The following is a 14,622-nucleotide window of genomic DNA, read 5'->3' on the forward strand; positions in this document are numbered from 1 at the left end:
TACTTATGAAACGCTACTTTTACCTCTTACCATTGAGCTTATCGCTGTCGGCCTGTGTCCAGTGGCCGATGGGCTGGGAGCGTGGGGTCAACGATGATAATCGCCCCGCCAGCCAACCCGGAATCCAGCAGTCAGAGATTGCCGATGCGCCGGTTCAAGAGACGCATGCGTTAGTAGCGGAGCCGCAGGCAGCAAGCCCCGAGTATAACTGGCTGGATTACTATCTCACCGGAGAGCGTTTAAGCCAGGAAGAGCGTTCAGCCAGACTGTTGGCCCTGGAGAGCCTGCTGGCGATTCCTCAGGACAGCATTCCCGTCTGGAAAGTACACCTGCAACGCGCCACCTTGCTCGCCGCCTTGCCTAGCGGCCCCGATAATTGGCGTAAAGCCATGTTGCTTATCGACACCATTCCGGAGTCGGAAGACGGTGTTCCCGGCGACTACGTGCGTTGGCTGAAGTCCGAGTTGAAGTTCCGTCTCGACGGCATTTCTTCCAGCAGTCAGTTAAGAAGGGAAAACGCACGTCTCGAACGTCAGGTCGATCAACTGCGCAAGAAGATTGAGGCGCTGACCAACATCGAGCAGAATCTCACGGAGAAGAAAGAGACGCAGGACCAATATTAACTCAGACAAGAATCAGTCGAGCCTATGAAAAATCCCGCCAAACCAAGAATCCTGTTAGTTGACGACGATAGCAGTCTGCTGCGTTTGCTATCGATCCGACTGGAGTCTGCGGGCTATGACGTGTATGCGGTTGAATCCGCCACGGAAGCGCTGAAGCAACTGCAGCAAAATAAATTCAATCTACTGATCACAGATCTGCGCATGGATGAAATCGACGGCATCGGCCTGTTCGAACGCGTGCAGGCCATCAACGCCAGCCTGCCAGTGATAATCATCACCGCGCACGGCACCATCCCCGAGGCGGTCTCCGCCACGCAAAAAGGGGTGTTCGGTTTTCTGCCCAAACCGATAGAAAAGGAACAGCTGCTCAACACCATTGAAGCGGCGCTGTCGCAAACGCAGCATCACATGTCCGAATCCTGGTGCGAAGAAATCATCAGCACCAGCAGCCGCATGCAGCAGTTGCTTGGCCAAGCCAAAATGGCGGCGCAAACCAACGTCAACATCCTCATTACCGGTCCCAGCGGCACTGGTAAAGAGTTGCTGGCCAGAGCGGTTCACAAGGCCAGCCCCCGCGCCAACAAACCCTTTGTCACCATCAACTGCGGCGCCTTGCCGGAACAGTTATTGGAATCAGAATTATTCGGCCACACCAAGGGCGCTTTCACTGGCGCTGTCAAAGATTATCCCGGGCTATTCCGGTCCGCCTCAGGAGGTACGCTGTTTCTGGATGAGATCGGCGACATGCCGCTGTCTCTTCAAGTGAAACTGTTGCGCGCCATTCAGGAAAAACAGATTCGCTCTCTGGGTTCCGTGGAAAACGAGGCGGTGGATGTGCGCATCTTATCGGCGACGCATCGTGACCTGGAAAAAGCCATGGAGGAGAACGAGTTCCGCGAGGACCTGTACTATCGTCTGAATGTGGTCAATTTCGCGCTCCCTCCCCTGGAAGAGCGTGCGGAAGATATTCCCGCCCTGGTGAAGCACATCCTGTCCACACGCAAAGATCAACGTAACGGATTCGTGAAAGGCATTGCCCCGGAAGCCATGGCGTTGCTTTGCGAAGCGAAATGGCCCGGTAACATACGCCAGTTGGTGAATGTTGTGGAACAGACGATTGCGCTGACCACCAATCCCATCATCAGCGCAGCGATGGTTAAACAGGCGCTGGCCAATCGTGCGCCGGAACTGCCTTCTTTCAACGAAGCGCGGGCGACCTTCGAGCGTGGTTATCTCACCAAAGTGCTGTCAATTACGGAAGGAAGCGTCAGTCAGGCGGCCAGGCTGGCCCAGAGGAACAGAACGGATTTCTACAAACTATTGGCTAAGTATGAAATAGACCCGGCCGCCTTCAAGAACAGCTAATTCCGCCGAACTGGAATGCTGCGAAGGGGCCGGCAACTCATCTAGAGTTCAAAACGACATCAACAGGGCTAGGAAGACAGTTCTTTAGGTAATAAAGAACATGTCGCCGGCGCGTAAAGCGCCGGCTGGGTCAATTACTGACCAGCTGCAGTAGCTTCGCCAGTGTACAGGACGAACTCGTCCTTGCTTACAGCGCCGTCTTGGTCAGCGTCTGCTTTAGCGAAGCTTTGCGCCAGACCAGCGTCTGCTGCAGCTTCTTCTTGGGAGATTGAACCATTTTTGTCAGCATCTAATGCGACAAACTCGGCTTCAGATTCCATCATGTCTGTAGTCTGGGTATCTTCAGCCAGAACAGGGCCAGCCAGAACAGATGCTAATGCAAAGGCAACAATCTTCTTCATAGTAAACTTTCCTCTTTCACTTTATGTGGTATATCACGCTCTCTCTCCGGAGTGCGCTTTTCATTGGCGGTGAATTGAAGCCTTCGGCCTGTTTGCCGCGATAATTCGCATCCAGCGATCCGACGTCGGCCACTTCAGCTTCCCCTCGAAGAGGTAAGTAACAATATCGGCGCCAACTCATAAAAATTCTTTATTTTCAATAAGATATAATGGCAGGCTCGCCTAAGGCGGGATTTTGGGTGCGCAGAAGAAGGGGTTTCCGTCTCCGATCGGCGACAGTGTGATTTGCAAGTAAAAATAACTATTTAAATATCAAATAGTTACATGTCTGCTATCAGCGACAAAGCCTGCTTGCAGAAGCGGTCTAATCAGCCGGTGACAGCCTTAGCAACTCCGCGTTGCTCCCGTCAGTCAACACATATACGGCGCCATCAGGCCCAACTCTGACGTCCCGGATACGCGACTTACGCTCCTGCAGAAAGCGTTCTTCCTTTTGCGCCCGCGCTTCGTTCATCTCCACCCTGGCCAGCAGCTGAAACTTGAGCGCGCCGACCAGCAGATCCCCACGCCATTGAGGAAACATATCTCCCCGATAAACCGCCATGCCTGACGGCGCTATAGACGGGTCCCAATACCAGACAGGCTTTTCCACACCGGGCGCTTCCGTTTGTTCAGAAATGGTTCCTCCCCAGTATTCCTTACCGTAGGTGACCAATGGCCAACCGTAATTTTTACCGGCTTGTACCAGATTGACTTCATCTCCGCCTTTAGGGCCATGCTCATGCAGCCATAAACGTTGACTGACCGAGTCGTATGTCAGGCCCTGGGGATTACGGTGGCCATAGGAGAATATTTCCGGCAATGCGTCAGCACGATTCAAAAAGGGATTTCCCGGCGCCGCAGCGCCATCCTCGGTCAAGCACAGAACTTTGCCGGCATGGGACTGTAAATTTTGCGCATTGCGACGATCTCCCCGGTCGCCGATCGTCATATAAAGAAGTCCCTGGTCATCAAACGCCATCCGCGATCCAAAATGCTGGCCTTCGCCGCTCACGGCGCGAGCGCTGAGCAAAATCTTGGTTCCCGCCAAGGTATCGCCCTCCAATCGCCCACGAGCCAGAGCAGTGGTATAGCCATTCTGTTTTTTCTGGGTGAAGGTCAAATATATCCAATGGTTACTTTCGAAGTCAGGGTGCAACATCACGTCCAACAAGCCGCCCTGCCCGTGAACAACGGATTCCGGCGCTCCCTTCACCACCGTGAACCTTTGCTTTTCTAGGTTTATACGTAACAGATCACCGGTTTTCTGGGTGACAAGCAAACCGCCATCGGGGAGAAACGCCATACTCCATGGCTGATCCAGATACTGCAACACCGTCTCGACCTTGAACTTATCGCCGCCTTCAGCGCTTTGCGTCGTCAATAAAGCAACTAACATCAGGCCGCGAAGGGCTCTGGAAACAATTTCTTTCATTCCATCCTCAATGTCTGAACCGGGCTCAATAAAATCGGGCTCAATAAAATAAAGGCGGGAAACCCTGCTTCCCGCCTGTGTATGATGGCGGCGCAACATCCGCCGCCACGCCAATGAAGGGCGTCAAACGATATGGACTTTGCCGTCTTCCGACGTAAACGGATTGATGATGGTTGAATCTTCGCCTTGCTCGACAGCATCTGGATGTTGCTGAGCCAACAGTGTTTTTACGACTGTCTCGTCTTCTTTCGGCACGTCAATCATCAACAGATGCATGCCATTCTCGATGGCGTCATGGAAACGACGGATTTTGTAATTCTCCATGTTGACGCCCGCCATACCGCCAATCCAAGTGCCGGCCAGCACGCAGAACACCAACAGCGCGATCCACACCGCAGGAGGAGCCAAGTTGCCCAATTCACTGAAAATCATAGCAGTAATGACAAAACTGCCGCCCAACAGGCCGCCGCACAGCAAACCTCTTTCCATAGAGTGAATGAGATCAAGCTTATGCAGCACATTGGCGGAATGAAGACGCCTGCGGGTCAAACCCGCCTCATCCTTGCTGAGGATGTGGAAATGCCAGTCGGTTACACCATGCTCATGCAGACTGTCAGACACTCTTTCTGCGCTTTGTAAAGTTGGCGTCAGGTAATAAAGCCTTTTCATCGAAGACCTCCTTCGCTGAAAAAATTTATACTCAGTATTAGTGTACGCCGTTTAACCAGCCTAGGATTAGATTAACTGGGAATATACTTGCGGCGCTTGCAACCAATTAGAATAAAAGCAGGCGTCCAACCATCATAAGAGGCATAGCTATGGCAAAAATTACCCGTGTCGCCGGAGCCGCTATTCACCCCTGGCTGGACGAACTCGCCAAACTGCGCATCAAGATATTTCGGGAATTCCCCTATCTTTACGATGGCGATATGGAATACGAGAGAAATTACTTGGCCAACTATGCCGAGTCCGCCAACAGCTTGTTTGTGCTGGCGCAGGAGGGAAACAAGGTAATCGGCGTATCGACCGGGCTGCCGTTGAGCGATGCCGATGAAGAATTCCAGCAACCTTTTCGAGACCGCCGAATCTCGCCAGGGAACGTGTTTTATTTCGGAGAATCCGTGCTGGAGAAAGCGTTTCGCGGACAGGGACTGGGGCATTGTTTTTTCGATGAGCGAGAATCTTTCGCCAAAGAGCTTGGCTACAGCATCACCGCGTTTTGCACTGTGGTCCGCCCACTCGATCACCCTCTGCGCCCACCGGGCTACCGCCCGATGGATCTGTTCTGGGTAAAACGGGGCTATATCAAATATCCCAATATGGTCACCCAATACTCCTGGAAGGACATCGGGGACAGCGCAGCCACCTCTAAATCCATGATCTTCTGGCTGCGCCCGGGAGCCTGACGCCGGCTCAAGAAGCCTGTTGCGCCATCTTCGGCTGAGTTTTGGCCCTGGCGAATTGCGCCAGCGTTACACTGAGCAGCACCATGGCGATACCTGCATATTGCGCGGGCGTAAACCATTCTTCCAGCACCAGACGCCCGCTGATCACTGCGCTGACCGGACTTAGCAGCGCCAGGAAGCTCAAGGCGCTTACAGGCAAGCGACGCATGGCGATAAACCAGGCGAGATAGCCCAGAGCGGTATTCACCAGATCCACCCACAACAAGCCCAGCATCGCTTCGCGGTTCAACGCTGGCATGGGGCCTTCCAATAGAAACGCCAGAGGCAGCAGCAGCATGCCGCCCAGAAACAACTGTAATCCGGTAAACGCCAGGATGCCTTTGGGCGGGGACCATTTTTTCGCCAGAAACGTGCCCACAGTCAGGCTGACCACGGCGCCAAACGAAGCTGCGACGCCAACGGGATCAATTTGGGAAGAAGGCTGAAATATCACCACTCCCACGCCAATCAAGCCGCCGAAAGCACACAGCAATTGAATGGGGTTCGGCGCCTGTCGCTGCCACCACCATAAAAACAGAAGCGTAGTCAGCGGCGTCAGCGCCATCAAAGTTCCCGCTACGCCGCTTGGCAGCCGAAGCGCCGCAGTGAACAGGAAAAAGAAAAATACGCTGATGTTCAGCGCGCCTAAAATGACGCTGCGACGCATGTCCATATGACGCAGGGATTTAAGATCCAGGCACATCAATAACAATCCGGCGGGCAAGGCCCTCAATACAGAGACCCATAAGGGGCCGAGATCTTGCAACCAGGCCTGAGTGACGACATATGTGGTGCCCCATACGGCCGGGGCGAGCACGCCAAGCAACCAATACACAACAATTCCTTCAAGTTTTCTGTTTACGCTCGTTTTTAACGTGATATCTTTATGTGGAGATATTCCTCTTTAACTAGCTTAACGTCAAGTATCTTTATATGAAGAAAAATAATCAGAACGATCAAAAAGACCATGTTGACGCTATTCTGCGGCAGTGGAAAACCGAAAAACCGGACCTGCAGGCCCAACCTATGGGCATATTCGGGCGCTTGCACCGGATACACGCATTCACCCACCAGACGATCAAGGAAACCCTCGCGGGCTACGGGCTCTCGATTGACGAGTTCGATGTGCTCGCCACATTACGTCGCTCCGGCGCGCCCTATCGCCTCACGCCCACACAACTCTATACAGCGGCGATGCTTTCCTCCGGCGCCATGACCAATCGTCTGGACAAGCTGGAACGTAAACAACTGATACAACGCCAGCCCGATGAAAATGACCGCCGCAGCGTCATCGTCGCGCTCACGGATGAGGGAATGGAGCTCATCGACAAGGCCGTGGAAAGTCATGTGGAAACAGAATGGGAGCTTCTCAAGCAGCTGGAAGGGGAAGATCAAGAGCAGTTGGCCGACCTGCTGCGCAAATGGCTGGTCACCATCGAAAACAAACAATAGCCCTGTCCCGCAAGGCGCAGCTCACTCGGGTTGCGTCGCATTTATTAATCAGGCAGTCAAATAGCTTCCTTCTATTTGTCTGCAACGACAAGGCCTGCACATGTCAGGCCCTGTCTCCCGCGGCTAGCCGCCGCGCAGGCGCATCCATGCGCCTGGCTATTAACATGCCAATATCATTGCCATATTAATAATTTCAACGTTCTCAATGTCGCCACAAAATAAAACAAATTTTCCCTTTTGTTTGACTTTAGAAATATTTATTCTAAATTAATGGTCAAATAATAATCTGATCTGCAAGATACTACTCACTTCCTTACCCAATAAAATAAAAAGTCCATTGGGAGCGCTATTATGCACAAGCTCGCTTACGCCCTGTCTGTGACGATGTTAACCATCGCCTCAGCCCTATCGTCTCCACACGCCGTCGCCACGGATGTGTACGTTCACCCTAAAATAGATTTACGGTTCCACGATGTGCTGGAACTGCTGAAGTCCGCCCTGGAGGCCACCACGGAAGAATATGGTCCTTATGAATTGCACGCCACCAAGGCGGATCTGATCGAATCCAGAACCCTGTCGGAAACGGAGAAAAACCGGCTGGTCAACATTGCCTGGAGCTCCACCAGTATTGAAAAGGAAGCACGCCTGCGTCCCATACGCATTCCGTTACGCAAAGGCATACTTGGTTATCGCATCAGTCTGGTGACGGACAAAGGCCAGAAGAAACTGCGTGACGTAGAAACACTGGATGCGCTAAGGGCTCTGAAAGTCGGCCAGGGCGAAGACTGGGGAGACGTCGCCGTTTACAAACACAACAGGGTAAAAGTGCTTGGCGTGTTTCAATACAATGATTTATTTACCAAATTGGCGCGCAACCGTTACGACCTGTTTCCCAGGGGCATCAACGAAGCCTTTGACGAACTGGCGGCCCATCAGAAAGATTATCCAAACCTGAAAATAGAAGAAGACATTCTGCTGTACTACCCCTGGCCCTATTACTTCTTTATGTCAAAGGACAACGAGCGTCTGGCGCAAAGAGTGGAGGATGGCCTCAACAAATTAATCGCCGACGGCAGTTTCGACAAAATATTCCAGCGTCGCTTTGGCGACGACATCGCCCGCGCCCATATCAAGCAACGCCGCATCATCTATCTCGATAATCCCATGTTGCCTGCCGACACGCCGCTGCAAAGAAAAGAACTTTGGTTCAAACCGGAAGACGCATGACCCAGGGCGACAGGGATGTCCTTGTTATTCCTACCGATTCAGGAAACGCCGTTTATAATCCCCAGGCGACATACCGAACACCTGCTTAAACACAGCGCAGAAGGTGCTGACGCTTTGATACCCCACCCCAAAAGCCGCACTGCTGACGGACTCATTCGCCGCCAACAACTCCAGCGCGCGCAAAAGCTTGGCGTGTTGCGTCCATTGACTGAGCGACGCGCCGGTTTCCTGCATGAACTTACGGGTCAGCGTCCGCCGACTAAAACCATATTCCAACGCCAGCGCATCCAGACCAGGATTGCTTTCAGGGGCGCGCCACAGTGAATTCGCCATACGCAGCAGACGCGGGTCATGAGGCATCGGCAGTCGTTGCCGTAAAGGCGTCGCCTCCCTCGCCTCCCATAAAAACACCTGTAGCAGGTGCTCATGCCGCTCCAGCCAGTCTGATTCAGGACAAAGTTCAATCAACCTGAGCAGGGTCGCCTCCAACAAACGATGAGGCTCCAGGGCCACAGGCTCTTTTGGCAATACGAAGGTCAGGTCCTCCCGGAGATGAAGCAACACCCCTCTAACCGTTGATAATGGTCGGGCGTCATGCTGGCATCCTGGGGGAATCCAGGTCAGCTGTCGTGGCGCGGTCAGCCAGTGAAAACGATCGCTGCGACAGAAAATCGCGCCCTGCTCCAGCCAATACAACTGCCCTTCGGAACGGGCATGTAGATCGCGGGATTGATCCGCCCCGATATCCAAACGCAACACTTTCAACGGCGAAGATACAGTCATAATGGTTGAGCCGCGACCTGTTCTGATTCATACATAAAAAACACCTACCTCTTTAACAAGCCAACGACCTACTCCAGCGACTCAGCCCTGCAACGCATGAACAGACGGGCGGTTCTTTCCCTATGCCTCAGAACCAGCCTTAAACTGTCATCCCGCCGCAGTCCCTTCGCCGAAAAGAGACTCGCCGCCCAGTTCCTGATTACGATCCTTAAGCTGTTTCTCGTACAGCTTGGCCATCAAATCCGCCTGTGCTTTTTGAGCATCCGATAACGTCTGGTATTTGTCTGTGCTGCGGAACCAGTCGACGCTCAGCTGATCTCCCAGCTTTTCCGCCACCAGATTCCAAGCGTAGGCTTCAACCATTCGGTCCTCTGAAAAGTAAGCTTCCGACAGAATCGCCGCAGCGTGCTTGTGCCCTCTTTTCAGGGCTTCGCCAAAATAGCTTTTCGCCAGCGCGGGGTAATTTACATTTTTACGGAAATCAGGGTGTCTGGGATTGTCTTTAATGAAGTACAGATAACGCTCTCCCAAGTGCACCATGGCGTTGGTGTCGCCCTGCGTCGCCAGGGATTCCAGGGTAGTAAGATTATAACTGTGCAGCTCTGGAGGAATGAGATATCCCATGTCTTCAAGCCATTGCTTGGGATAGCGTTCCTCCAGGCTCATTTCCGCCGCCGCGTTTTCCGCATCGGCCTTATCGTCCCCTTTATCCGCTTTTTTCGCGTTGTTATCCGCGCCGGACTGCGCTGTCGTCGCGCCATTCGCCACTGACGGGCTAAATGCGGTTGCATCCATCGCCACATCAGTGAGTGTGTCTTGGTCCATCGTCGCCGCTGTATCTGCGGCCGCGGATTGTCCCGCCGCGTTTTTGTCAACCTCAGATCGGGCCACAGCTCCAGTCTCCGCCGTCAGCCAGCCCTGGGTTAAAGCGCTGTCGGTGGCGAGCACCGCTGCGCCGACGGCCAGCATGCCGCCGCTCAGGGCGAATAAGGCTTTCTTCCTAATCATTGCTCCTCTCCATCACCTGTTGTCAGGTTGCGATTGGTTAGGTTCACGCATGGTCCCGGGCCATCAGTCCGGCGGCCCCAAGCCCAGGGCCGTCGGACTGGCGTCCGGGTAAACTTTGCGTCTCAGCATGCCCGGCTCAAGGCCGGGCTGATTCCCTCAGTGATCGAAGCGTCCACAGATCCAGGGCGGGCAGCCGGGAATACCCCCGGTGTTTCCACCACCGCACAGCCAGGGCGGACAAGGAAGCGTGCCGCCGTCTCCGCCGCACAACCATTCTGGACAGGGAACGCCGGGATCATCACCACCATCGCCGCACAACCAGGGTGGACAGTCGCCGCCATCATCTCCACCGTCGTCACCGCCATCGCAGATCCAGGGTGGGCAGTCTCCGTCATCGCCGCCGTCGTCACCACCATCATCGCCACCATCGTCACCGCCATCGCAGATCCAGGGTGGGCAGTCTCCGTCATCGCCGCCGTCGTCACCACCGTCATCGCCACCATCGTCACCGCCATCGCAGATCCAGGGTGGGCAGTCTCCGTCATCGCCGCCGTCGTCACCACCGTCATCGCCATCATCGTCACCGCCGTCGCAGATCCAGGGTGGGCAATCACCATCATCGCCACCGTCGTCTCCGCCAGGATCGCCGCTTATCGCAAAGCAGCCTTCCTCACGCTTCTGATAGCCTTCACGGGTATAACTTTCACGCTGTTGCGGAGTACCGTGCTCGCCATAATCAGCCGCATCGCGTGCAGAACGCACCGCGTTTTCAATGAAAGAGGCGTAACCTAAATCCGTCTCGGCGTACTTATCAAAGTTACCGGCGAAACAATCCGCCTGTAGTTCCATGTAAGGGGCCTGTAAGCGAATATTCTTGGTGAACTGAATGGTGTGTCCCCATTCATGCGCGAGGATAGACTTAGCCACATACTGCCCGAACTGACTCTCCTGGCCGCTCATGAAACGAGTGCCCACGCTGATGCGATTGGGAGAGCAGGCTACTGCGCTGGGGCTGGGTTCGCCGCACGCCTGTTGGTCGACGTAAATTTGGGACTGAACATGACGGCCGTATAAGCCTCTGATCTCTTCACCGCTATCCCGCAGATATTGTTCGTCCACATCCGCCATGACGCCGGCTGCCGGAGACAGCAGCAACAAGGCGGCGCAAAACTTAAGGAAACGATTTCTCCTTATCATTTAAAACCTCGACGTTAATTTAACCTGAGATACCGAGCGTTCCACTTCCCATGGCGGCGCATCAGGCTTGGCCGGTCCCACTGACTTCCCGGGAACGGCGATGCAGCTCACAGAGGACAACTAAAACACGGATCAATCCGCGCCTACACACATTCAACTGTTGGATTCGGGAAGATGTTTACAGCTTGGTTTAAGACTGCCGTTAAGCTGCAAGGTAATCGTAGAAAGGGCGCAACCCCATGTAAATCATGACATTTTCATAATCCAGGGATAGACCGGAGAGTGGAATTGGTGGAAAATTGGCCTACGTCCACAGGCTTCGCCGGTTATATTTTTCGTTTATAAAACCTTTTGTCCACCGCCATAACGGGAAAGCTTTGCGGAAGATCTGCGGGGGAAATTTCAGTAAATCTGTCTTTCTCGTAGAAGCGGTGAGCAGCGAGAAATTGCAGCGTAGTCCCCAGAAAAATTTCTTGGACTTTTTTCTCTTCGCACCATTGCAGCAGCAGCGCCGGATATTTCAGGCAACATTCGCCATGATGTCCCGAAACCTTAATAAAAACAGACCAATATTGACGGGTTTTCACACCTCTTAACGCTTTCAGTTTGTTTGTCATTAAACCCGATATACATCGCAGGCTCCCCCTAACGTCTGCGGCTTTAGTTCATGCAAGAACGCAAGGAGTTTTTTATGGGCGCTGCAAACCTGACGACTTCTATTTTCGTTGACTCCACCGAAAGTAAGGTCAGACGCTATTTTCCAGACTCTAAACTCGCTCAACTCTATCTGGCGCTAGACGCTTCGGAAGAGTTCTACGGCGCCGGCGTCACCTTCATCGCACTGCGTCCCGTTACCTTTGTCGCCGGTAGCGATCCATTGAATCCGCCTCCCCTGTTTGACGTCAGAGTACTGCGCCAAAGCTGTCGCGCTGACGGCAAAACCGTCTACATCCGGGAAGTTCAGATTCCACCCAAAGCCAGTAAGGAAGAGGTCGTGGCGACGGCCAAGTCCAGCCTCGGCAAAGAGCTCACCAACGCAGGTCTGAGCTGCACCGGCGCAGCCATCGGCTGGATACTGGTGGTTGGAGAAGCCGGCGGCGGCACAGTGTCCGCAGGCGCAGCCTGGGCGGCCATGCCACTGACCATGGCCGCCACCAGCGCCGCCACTTTCCAGTGCGGAGTCGCCATCGGGCGCACAACCAACGTGGTGCGCGGCAACGCTCACTACAATGAGTGGCTGGATGAATCCCCGGAGTTCGGCGCTCTCATGATCGCACTGGACGTCATTCAGATCGCCGACGTCGTCAAAACCTTGGGTAATCAGGCCATCCTCTATCGCTTCCTGTCCAACAAGGGCATTGGCAGCGGCAACCTCTTAAAGATGTATCAACAACTGCCTCGCGCCAGCAGAAAACGTCTGGCGGAAGAACTGCTGAAGTTTGACCATCCCGAGTTGATGAAGAGCCGCAAGCTGCTCAAGGAAATTCTCAGCGGAGCCAGAATGCTCGACGATGGCAGTAAGGCAGTGAAAGTGTACACACAGACCCAGGTGCAGATCCTCATGCGCACCAAGTTCCTGGAACTGCTGGGCTCCGGCATCACGATAAACGGAAGCAGCGCCGGCGCGATGACCGCAGCGCAAGGCGGCATCGGCTTCATTATTGGTTTCGGCCAGAAATAATCAGACAGGAAGGCAAACGATGCGCGCAATCACTTTGACCGGTTGCGCCCTGCTTGCGTTAACGGCGGGGTGCTCCCAGATGACCGCGAAAAACGCACCATCCAGGCTGCAGGATTCTCTGAGGGACGGCGGCGCAGCCCCGCGTATGGTCATCGTACCAGCGGGCGTCGGCGTAGTCGGCGACCAACCCCATGGCGTCTCCACCGACGAGGGACCGCGTCATGAAGTCGTGGCGCAACGCCCCTACGCTATCAGCGCCACCGAGGTCAGATTCGCGGACTACGACCGCTTCGCCCAGGCCACTCAGCGTAACTTACCCTCGGATGAAGGCTGGGGCCGCGGCGATCAGCCCGTCATCAACGTCAGCTGGGATGACGCCGTCGCCTATACGCGCTGGTTGAGCGAACAAAGCGGACACAGCTACCGCCTGCCCAGCGAGGCGGAGTGGGAATACGCCGCTCGCGGCGGAACGCAAACCCATTACTGGTGGGGCGACGATTACGTCCAGGGCGTAGACCATTGCGACAAAGACCTGGGCGACTGTCCTGCGGGAACCGCCCTGTTCCATCCGGGACCCGTCGGACGCTTCAGCGCCAATCCCTATGGCTTGTTCGATGTCTCCAGCAATGTGGCGGAATGGACACTGGACTGTTATCACGAGAGTCACGCAGGCGCGGGAGATAGTTTGGCGCCGAGAATGGACGGCGACTGTAGCGCCAAGGTGGTGAAAGGCGGAACCTGGATGAACGCCAGCCCTTATGTGCAACCCTCCATCAGAGCCGGCGTCGGGCCGGAAGAGCGAGTCAGAACTATCGGTTTCCGGGTCTTACGAGAAATCCCCTGACCGGAGCGATAACCTCTAAACAGGAGCGCAATCATGAAAACCACCTGCCCCCACTGCAAAAGAGCGTTTTCAGCCAGACAGTTTATTCAGACACACCGCAGCGGAGTGAATGTGGAGCGTAAGTGTCCGAATTGCGGCTGCTGGTTCCGCCTGACCTCGCAAATGGCATGGCTGCATATCGCCGGTTTACTGGGCCTGCTGATTCCCAGTCTGGCGAACCTCGCGCTTGGTCCCGGGCCTCACCAGATTCCCTTGGCGTTGGCCTCCTTTCTGGGCGGATGCGTGGCGCTCGGCGCTATGCTGTATGGAAAAATGGTGGTGGTCAGACGCCGCGACAACCATTGACGTCGCCGACTGCTCACAGTTCGTTACAGTCATTGACAGCAACACTGCCGATTATCAACTAAAATTATCTCTAACCTCAGGGTTGCATGACTTGCTGTCAGCGACCGCCTTGTTTTTCAGAAGTTTGGGATCCAACAAATGGTCAGACGCATTATTGTCGTAGCTGCGCTGCTGAATCTTTCCGCATGCGCCACCATGAACGAAAACGAATGCCGCAACGCAGACTGGCGCGTCATCGGCTATGAAGACGGCGTAGCCGGCCGCTCAGCCACTTACCTCTCGCAGCATAGAGAGGCCTGCTCGGATCATAATGTCTCGCCTGATCTGGACGCTTATCGCGCCGGTTTTGACGACGGCGCCCGCAATTACTGCAAGCCACAGAATGGTTTTGACCTGGGCCGCGGCGGCGACGCCTACAAAGGCCAATGCCCGCCTGATCTGGAGCCGGTATTTATGCGCGCCGTTGAAAGCGGACAATTCGTCCGTTATATGGAGAAAGAAATTAAAGACGCAGAAGGCAAACGCAACACCGCCGAGAAAGATCTGGATAAGAACCGCGATAAAATTGACGCCATTGAGGACGAATTGGTCAATGGTTCCGGCGACGCACAGAAACGCCGAGACTTACTGAAGCAAATGCGCGAGCTGGAAAACCGCAGAGACGACCTCAATTACGAGCTGCGTCACCTGGATGCGAAGATACGGGAATACCGAAGCGTGATCGACAGTATTATTGTCGAACAACCCTGGATGAAGCCCTAAACCATTAACGGAGGG

The 14,622-nt window shown here is 54.4% G+C and carries 17 protein-coding genes; 9 read left to right on the forward strand and 8 right to left on the reverse strand.

The annotated features are described in order from the left end of the window. Nucleotides 1-5 precede the first annotated feature (5 nt). Together HCH_RS30045 and HCH_RS30050 are read left to right on the forward strand one after the other, a co-directional pair. Nucleotides 6-623, forward strand: a complete 618-nt coding sequence (locus HCH_RS30045; protein ID WP_011400345.1) for a hypothetical protein — start codon at nucleotides 6-8, stop codon at nucleotides 621-623. A gap of 24 nt (nucleotides 624-647) precedes the next feature. After that, complete coding sequence (locus HCH_RS30050) at nucleotides 648-1,988, forward strand: sigma 54-interacting transcriptional regulator (protein WP_011400346.1); 1,341 nt, start codon at nucleotides 648-650, stop codon at nucleotides 1,986-1,988. Between the two features lie 134 nt (nucleotides 1,989-2,122). Here HCH_RS30050 and HCH_RS30055 read toward each other — a convergent pair whose 3' ends face one another. The 3 genes from HCH_RS30055 to HCH_RS30065 form a co-directional block, all read right to left on the reverse strand. Then, on the reverse strand, nucleotides 2,123-2,389 hold the full coding sequence (locus HCH_RS30055) for a hypothetical protein (protein WP_011400347.1): 267 nt from the start codon (nucleotides 2,387-2,389) through the stop codon (nucleotides 2,123-2,125). A gap of 364 nt (nucleotides 2,390-2,753) precedes the next feature. After that, the gene (locus HCH_RS30060) at nucleotides 2,754-3,863 is read right to left on the reverse strand and encodes a PQQ-dependent sugar dehydrogenase (RefSeq protein ID WP_041600083.1); all 1,110 of its coding nucleotides are present in this window, start codon (nucleotides 3,861-3,863) and stop codon (nucleotides 2,754-2,756) included. 123 nt (nucleotides 3,864-3,986) lie between these two features. Continuing rightward, nucleotides 3,987-4,532 (reverse strand): hypothetical protein, encoded by a 546-nt coding sequence (locus HCH_RS30065; RefSeq protein ID WP_011400349.1) that lies wholly within the window; start codon nucleotides 4,530-4,532, stop codon nucleotides 3,987-3,989. 149 nt (nucleotides 4,533-4,681) lie between these two features. Here HCH_RS30065 and HCH_RS30070 point away from each other — a divergent pair, with 149 nt between their 5' ends. Then, nucleotides 4,682-5,269 (forward strand): GNAT family N-acetyltransferase, encoded by a 588-nt coding sequence (locus HCH_RS30070; protein WP_011400350.1) that lies wholly within the window; start codon nucleotides 4,682-4,684, stop codon nucleotides 5,267-5,269. Nucleotides 5,270-5,276: 7 nt separating this feature from the next. Here the strand turns inward: HCH_RS30070 and HCH_RS30075 are convergent, their stop codons facing one another. Then, nucleotides 5,277-6,143, reverse strand: a complete 867-nt coding sequence (locus tag HCH_RS30075; protein ID WP_011400351.1) for a DMT family transporter — start codon at nucleotides 6,141-6,143, stop codon at nucleotides 5,277-5,279. 98 nt (nucleotides 6,144-6,241) lie between these two features. Between HCH_RS30075 and HCH_RS30080 the strand changes: the two genes are divergently transcribed. Both HCH_RS30080 and HCH_RS30085 read left to right on the forward strand, forming a co-directional pair. Continuing rightward, nucleotides 6,242-6,760 (forward strand): MarR family winged helix-turn-helix transcriptional regulator, encoded by a 519-nt coding sequence (locus tag HCH_RS30080; protein WP_011400352.1) that lies wholly within the window; start codon nucleotides 6,242-6,244, stop codon nucleotides 6,758-6,760. 351 nt (nucleotides 6,761-7,111) lie between these two features. Further along, nucleotides 7,112-7,987: a substrate-binding periplasmic protein gene (locus tag HCH_RS30085; RefSeq protein WP_011400353.1), complete on the forward strand. Its 876-nt coding sequence runs from the start codon at nucleotides 7,112-7,114 to the stop codon at nucleotides 7,985-7,987. Between the two features lie 30 nt (nucleotides 7,988-8,017). Here the strand turns inward: HCH_RS30085 and HCH_RS30090 are convergent, their stop codons facing one another. The 4 genes from HCH_RS30090 to HCH_RS32830 all read right to left on the reverse strand — a co-directional run bounded on the left by HCH_RS30090 (nucleotide 8,018) and on the right by HCH_RS32830 (nucleotide 11,562). Continuing rightward, nucleotides 8,018-8,770 (reverse strand): helix-turn-helix transcriptional regulator, encoded by a 753-nt coding sequence (locus HCH_RS30090; RefSeq protein ID WP_011400354.1) that lies wholly within the window; start codon nucleotides 8,768-8,770, stop codon nucleotides 8,018-8,020. Nucleotides 8,771-8,917: 147 nt separating this feature from the next. Beyond that, a complete protein-coding gene (locus tag HCH_RS30095; protein ID WP_011400355.1) occupies nucleotides 8,918-9,778 on the reverse strand; it encodes a hypothetical protein in 861 nt (286 codons plus the stop codon). Between the two features lie 156 nt (nucleotides 9,779-9,934). Continuing rightward, nucleotides 9,935-10,975: a metalloprotease gene (locus HCH_RS34520; protein ID WP_011400356.1), complete on the reverse strand. Its 1,041-nt coding sequence runs from the start codon at nucleotides 10,973-10,975 to the stop codon at nucleotides 9,935-9,937. 326 nt (nucleotides 10,976-11,301) lie between these two features. Then, on the reverse strand, nucleotides 11,302-11,562 hold the full coding sequence (locus HCH_RS32830; RefSeq protein WP_158305003.1) for a hypothetical protein: 261 nt from the start codon (nucleotides 11,560-11,562) through the stop codon (nucleotides 11,302-11,304). 104 nt (nucleotides 11,563-11,666) lie between these two features. Here HCH_RS32830 and HCH_RS30115 point away from each other — a divergent pair, with 104 nt between their 5' ends. The 4 genes from HCH_RS30115 (at nucleotide 11,667) to HCH_RS32835 (ending at nucleotide 14,607) form a co-directional block, all read left to right on the forward strand. Continuing rightward, nucleotides 11,667-12,656 carry a hypothetical protein gene (locus HCH_RS30115; protein WP_011400358.1) on the forward strand — a complete coding sequence of 330 codons (990 nt, stop codon included), beginning with the start codon at nucleotides 11,667-11,669 and terminating at the stop codon, nucleotides 12,654-12,656. A 19-nt stretch (nucleotides 12,657-12,675) separates the two neighbouring features. Further along, nucleotides 12,676-13,500: a formylglycine-generating enzyme family protein gene (locus HCH_RS30120; RefSeq protein WP_011400359.1), complete on the forward strand. Its 825-nt coding sequence runs from the start codon at nucleotides 12,676-12,678 to the stop codon at nucleotides 13,498-13,500. A gap of 33 nt (nucleotides 13,501-13,533) precedes the next feature. Beyond that, nucleotides 13,534-13,845 carry a hypothetical protein gene (locus HCH_RS30125; RefSeq protein WP_011400360.1) on the forward strand — a complete coding sequence of 104 codons (312 nt, stop codon included), beginning with the start codon at nucleotides 13,534-13,536 and terminating at the stop codon, nucleotides 13,843-13,845. Between the two features lie 138 nt (nucleotides 13,846-13,983). After that, the gene (locus tag HCH_RS32835) at nucleotides 13,984-14,607 is read left to right on the forward strand and encodes a DUF2799 domain-containing protein (protein WP_011400361.1); all 624 of its coding nucleotides are present in this window, start codon (nucleotides 13,984-13,986) and stop codon (nucleotides 14,605-14,607) included. The last annotated feature ends 15 nt before the right edge of the window (nucleotides 14,608-14,622 follow it).

It is taken from the genome of Hahella chejuensis KCTC 2396, assembly GCF_000012985.1.
GTDB classification, from domain to species: domain Bacteria; phylum Pseudomonadota; class Gammaproteobacteria; order Pseudomonadales; family Oleiphilaceae; genus Hahella; species Hahella chejuensis.

What these genes read in the sequence shown, in the direction of transcription:
- HCH_RS30045 (WP_011400345.1), top strand. Translation starts at nt 6, where the DNA reads ATGAAACGCTACTTTTACCTCTTACCATTGAGCTTATCGCTGTCGGCC.
- HCH_RS30050 (WP_011400346.1), top strand. Translation starts at nt 648, where the DNA reads ATGAAAAATCCCGCCAAACCAAGAATCCTGTTAGTTGACGACGATAGC.
- HCH_RS30055 (WP_011400347.1), bottom strand. Translation starts at nt 2,389, where the DNA reads ATGAAGAAGATTGTTGCCTTTGCATTAGCATCTGTTCTGGCTGGCCCT.
- HCH_RS30060 (WP_041600083.1), bottom strand. Translation starts at nt 3,863, where the DNA reads ATGAAAGAAATTGTTTCCAGAGCCCTTCGCGGCCTGATGTTAGTTGCT.
- HCH_RS30065 (WP_011400349.1), bottom strand. Translation starts at nt 4,532, where the DNA reads ATGAAAAGGCTTTATTACCTGACGCCAACTTTACAAAGCGCAGAAAGA.
- HCH_RS30070 (WP_011400350.1), top strand. Translation starts at nt 4,682, where the DNA reads ATGGCAAAAATTACCCGTGTCGCCGGAGCCGCTATTCACCCCTGGCTG.
- HCH_RS30080 (WP_011400352.1), top strand. Translation starts at nt 6,242, where the DNA reads ATGAAGAAAAATAATCAGAACGATCAAAAAGACCATGTTGACGCTATT.
- HCH_RS30085 (WP_011400353.1), top strand. Translation starts at nt 7,112, where the DNA reads ATGCACAAGCTCGCTTACGCCCTGTCTGTGACGATGTTAACCATCGCC.
- HCH_RS30090 (WP_011400354.1), bottom strand. Translation starts at nt 8,770, where the DNA reads ATGACTGTATCTTCGCCGTTGAAAGTGTTGCGTTTGGATATCGGGGCG.
- HCH_RS30095 (WP_011400355.1), bottom strand. Translation starts at nt 9,778, where the DNA reads ATGATTAGGAAGAAAGCCTTATTCGCCCTGAGCGGCGGCATGCTGGCC.
- HCH_RS34520 (WP_011400356.1), bottom strand. Translation starts at nt 10,975, where the DNA reads ATGATAAGGAGAAATCGTTTCCTTAAGTTTTGCGCCGCCTTGTTGCTG.
- HCH_RS30115 (WP_011400358.1), top strand. Translation starts at nt 11,667, where the DNA reads ATGGGCGCTGCAAACCTGACGACTTCTATTTTCGTTGACTCCACCGAA.
- HCH_RS30120 (WP_011400359.1), top strand. Translation starts at nt 12,676, where the DNA reads ATGCGCGCAATCACTTTGACCGGTTGCGCCCTGCTTGCGTTAACGGCG.
- HCH_RS30125 (WP_011400360.1), top strand. Translation starts at nt 13,534, where the DNA reads ATGAAAACCACCTGCCCCCACTGCAAAAGAGCGTTTTCAGCCAGACAG.
- HCH_RS32835 (WP_011400361.1), top strand. Translation starts at nt 13,984, where the DNA reads ATGGTCAGACGCATTATTGTCGTAGCTGCGCTGCTGAATCTTTCCGCA.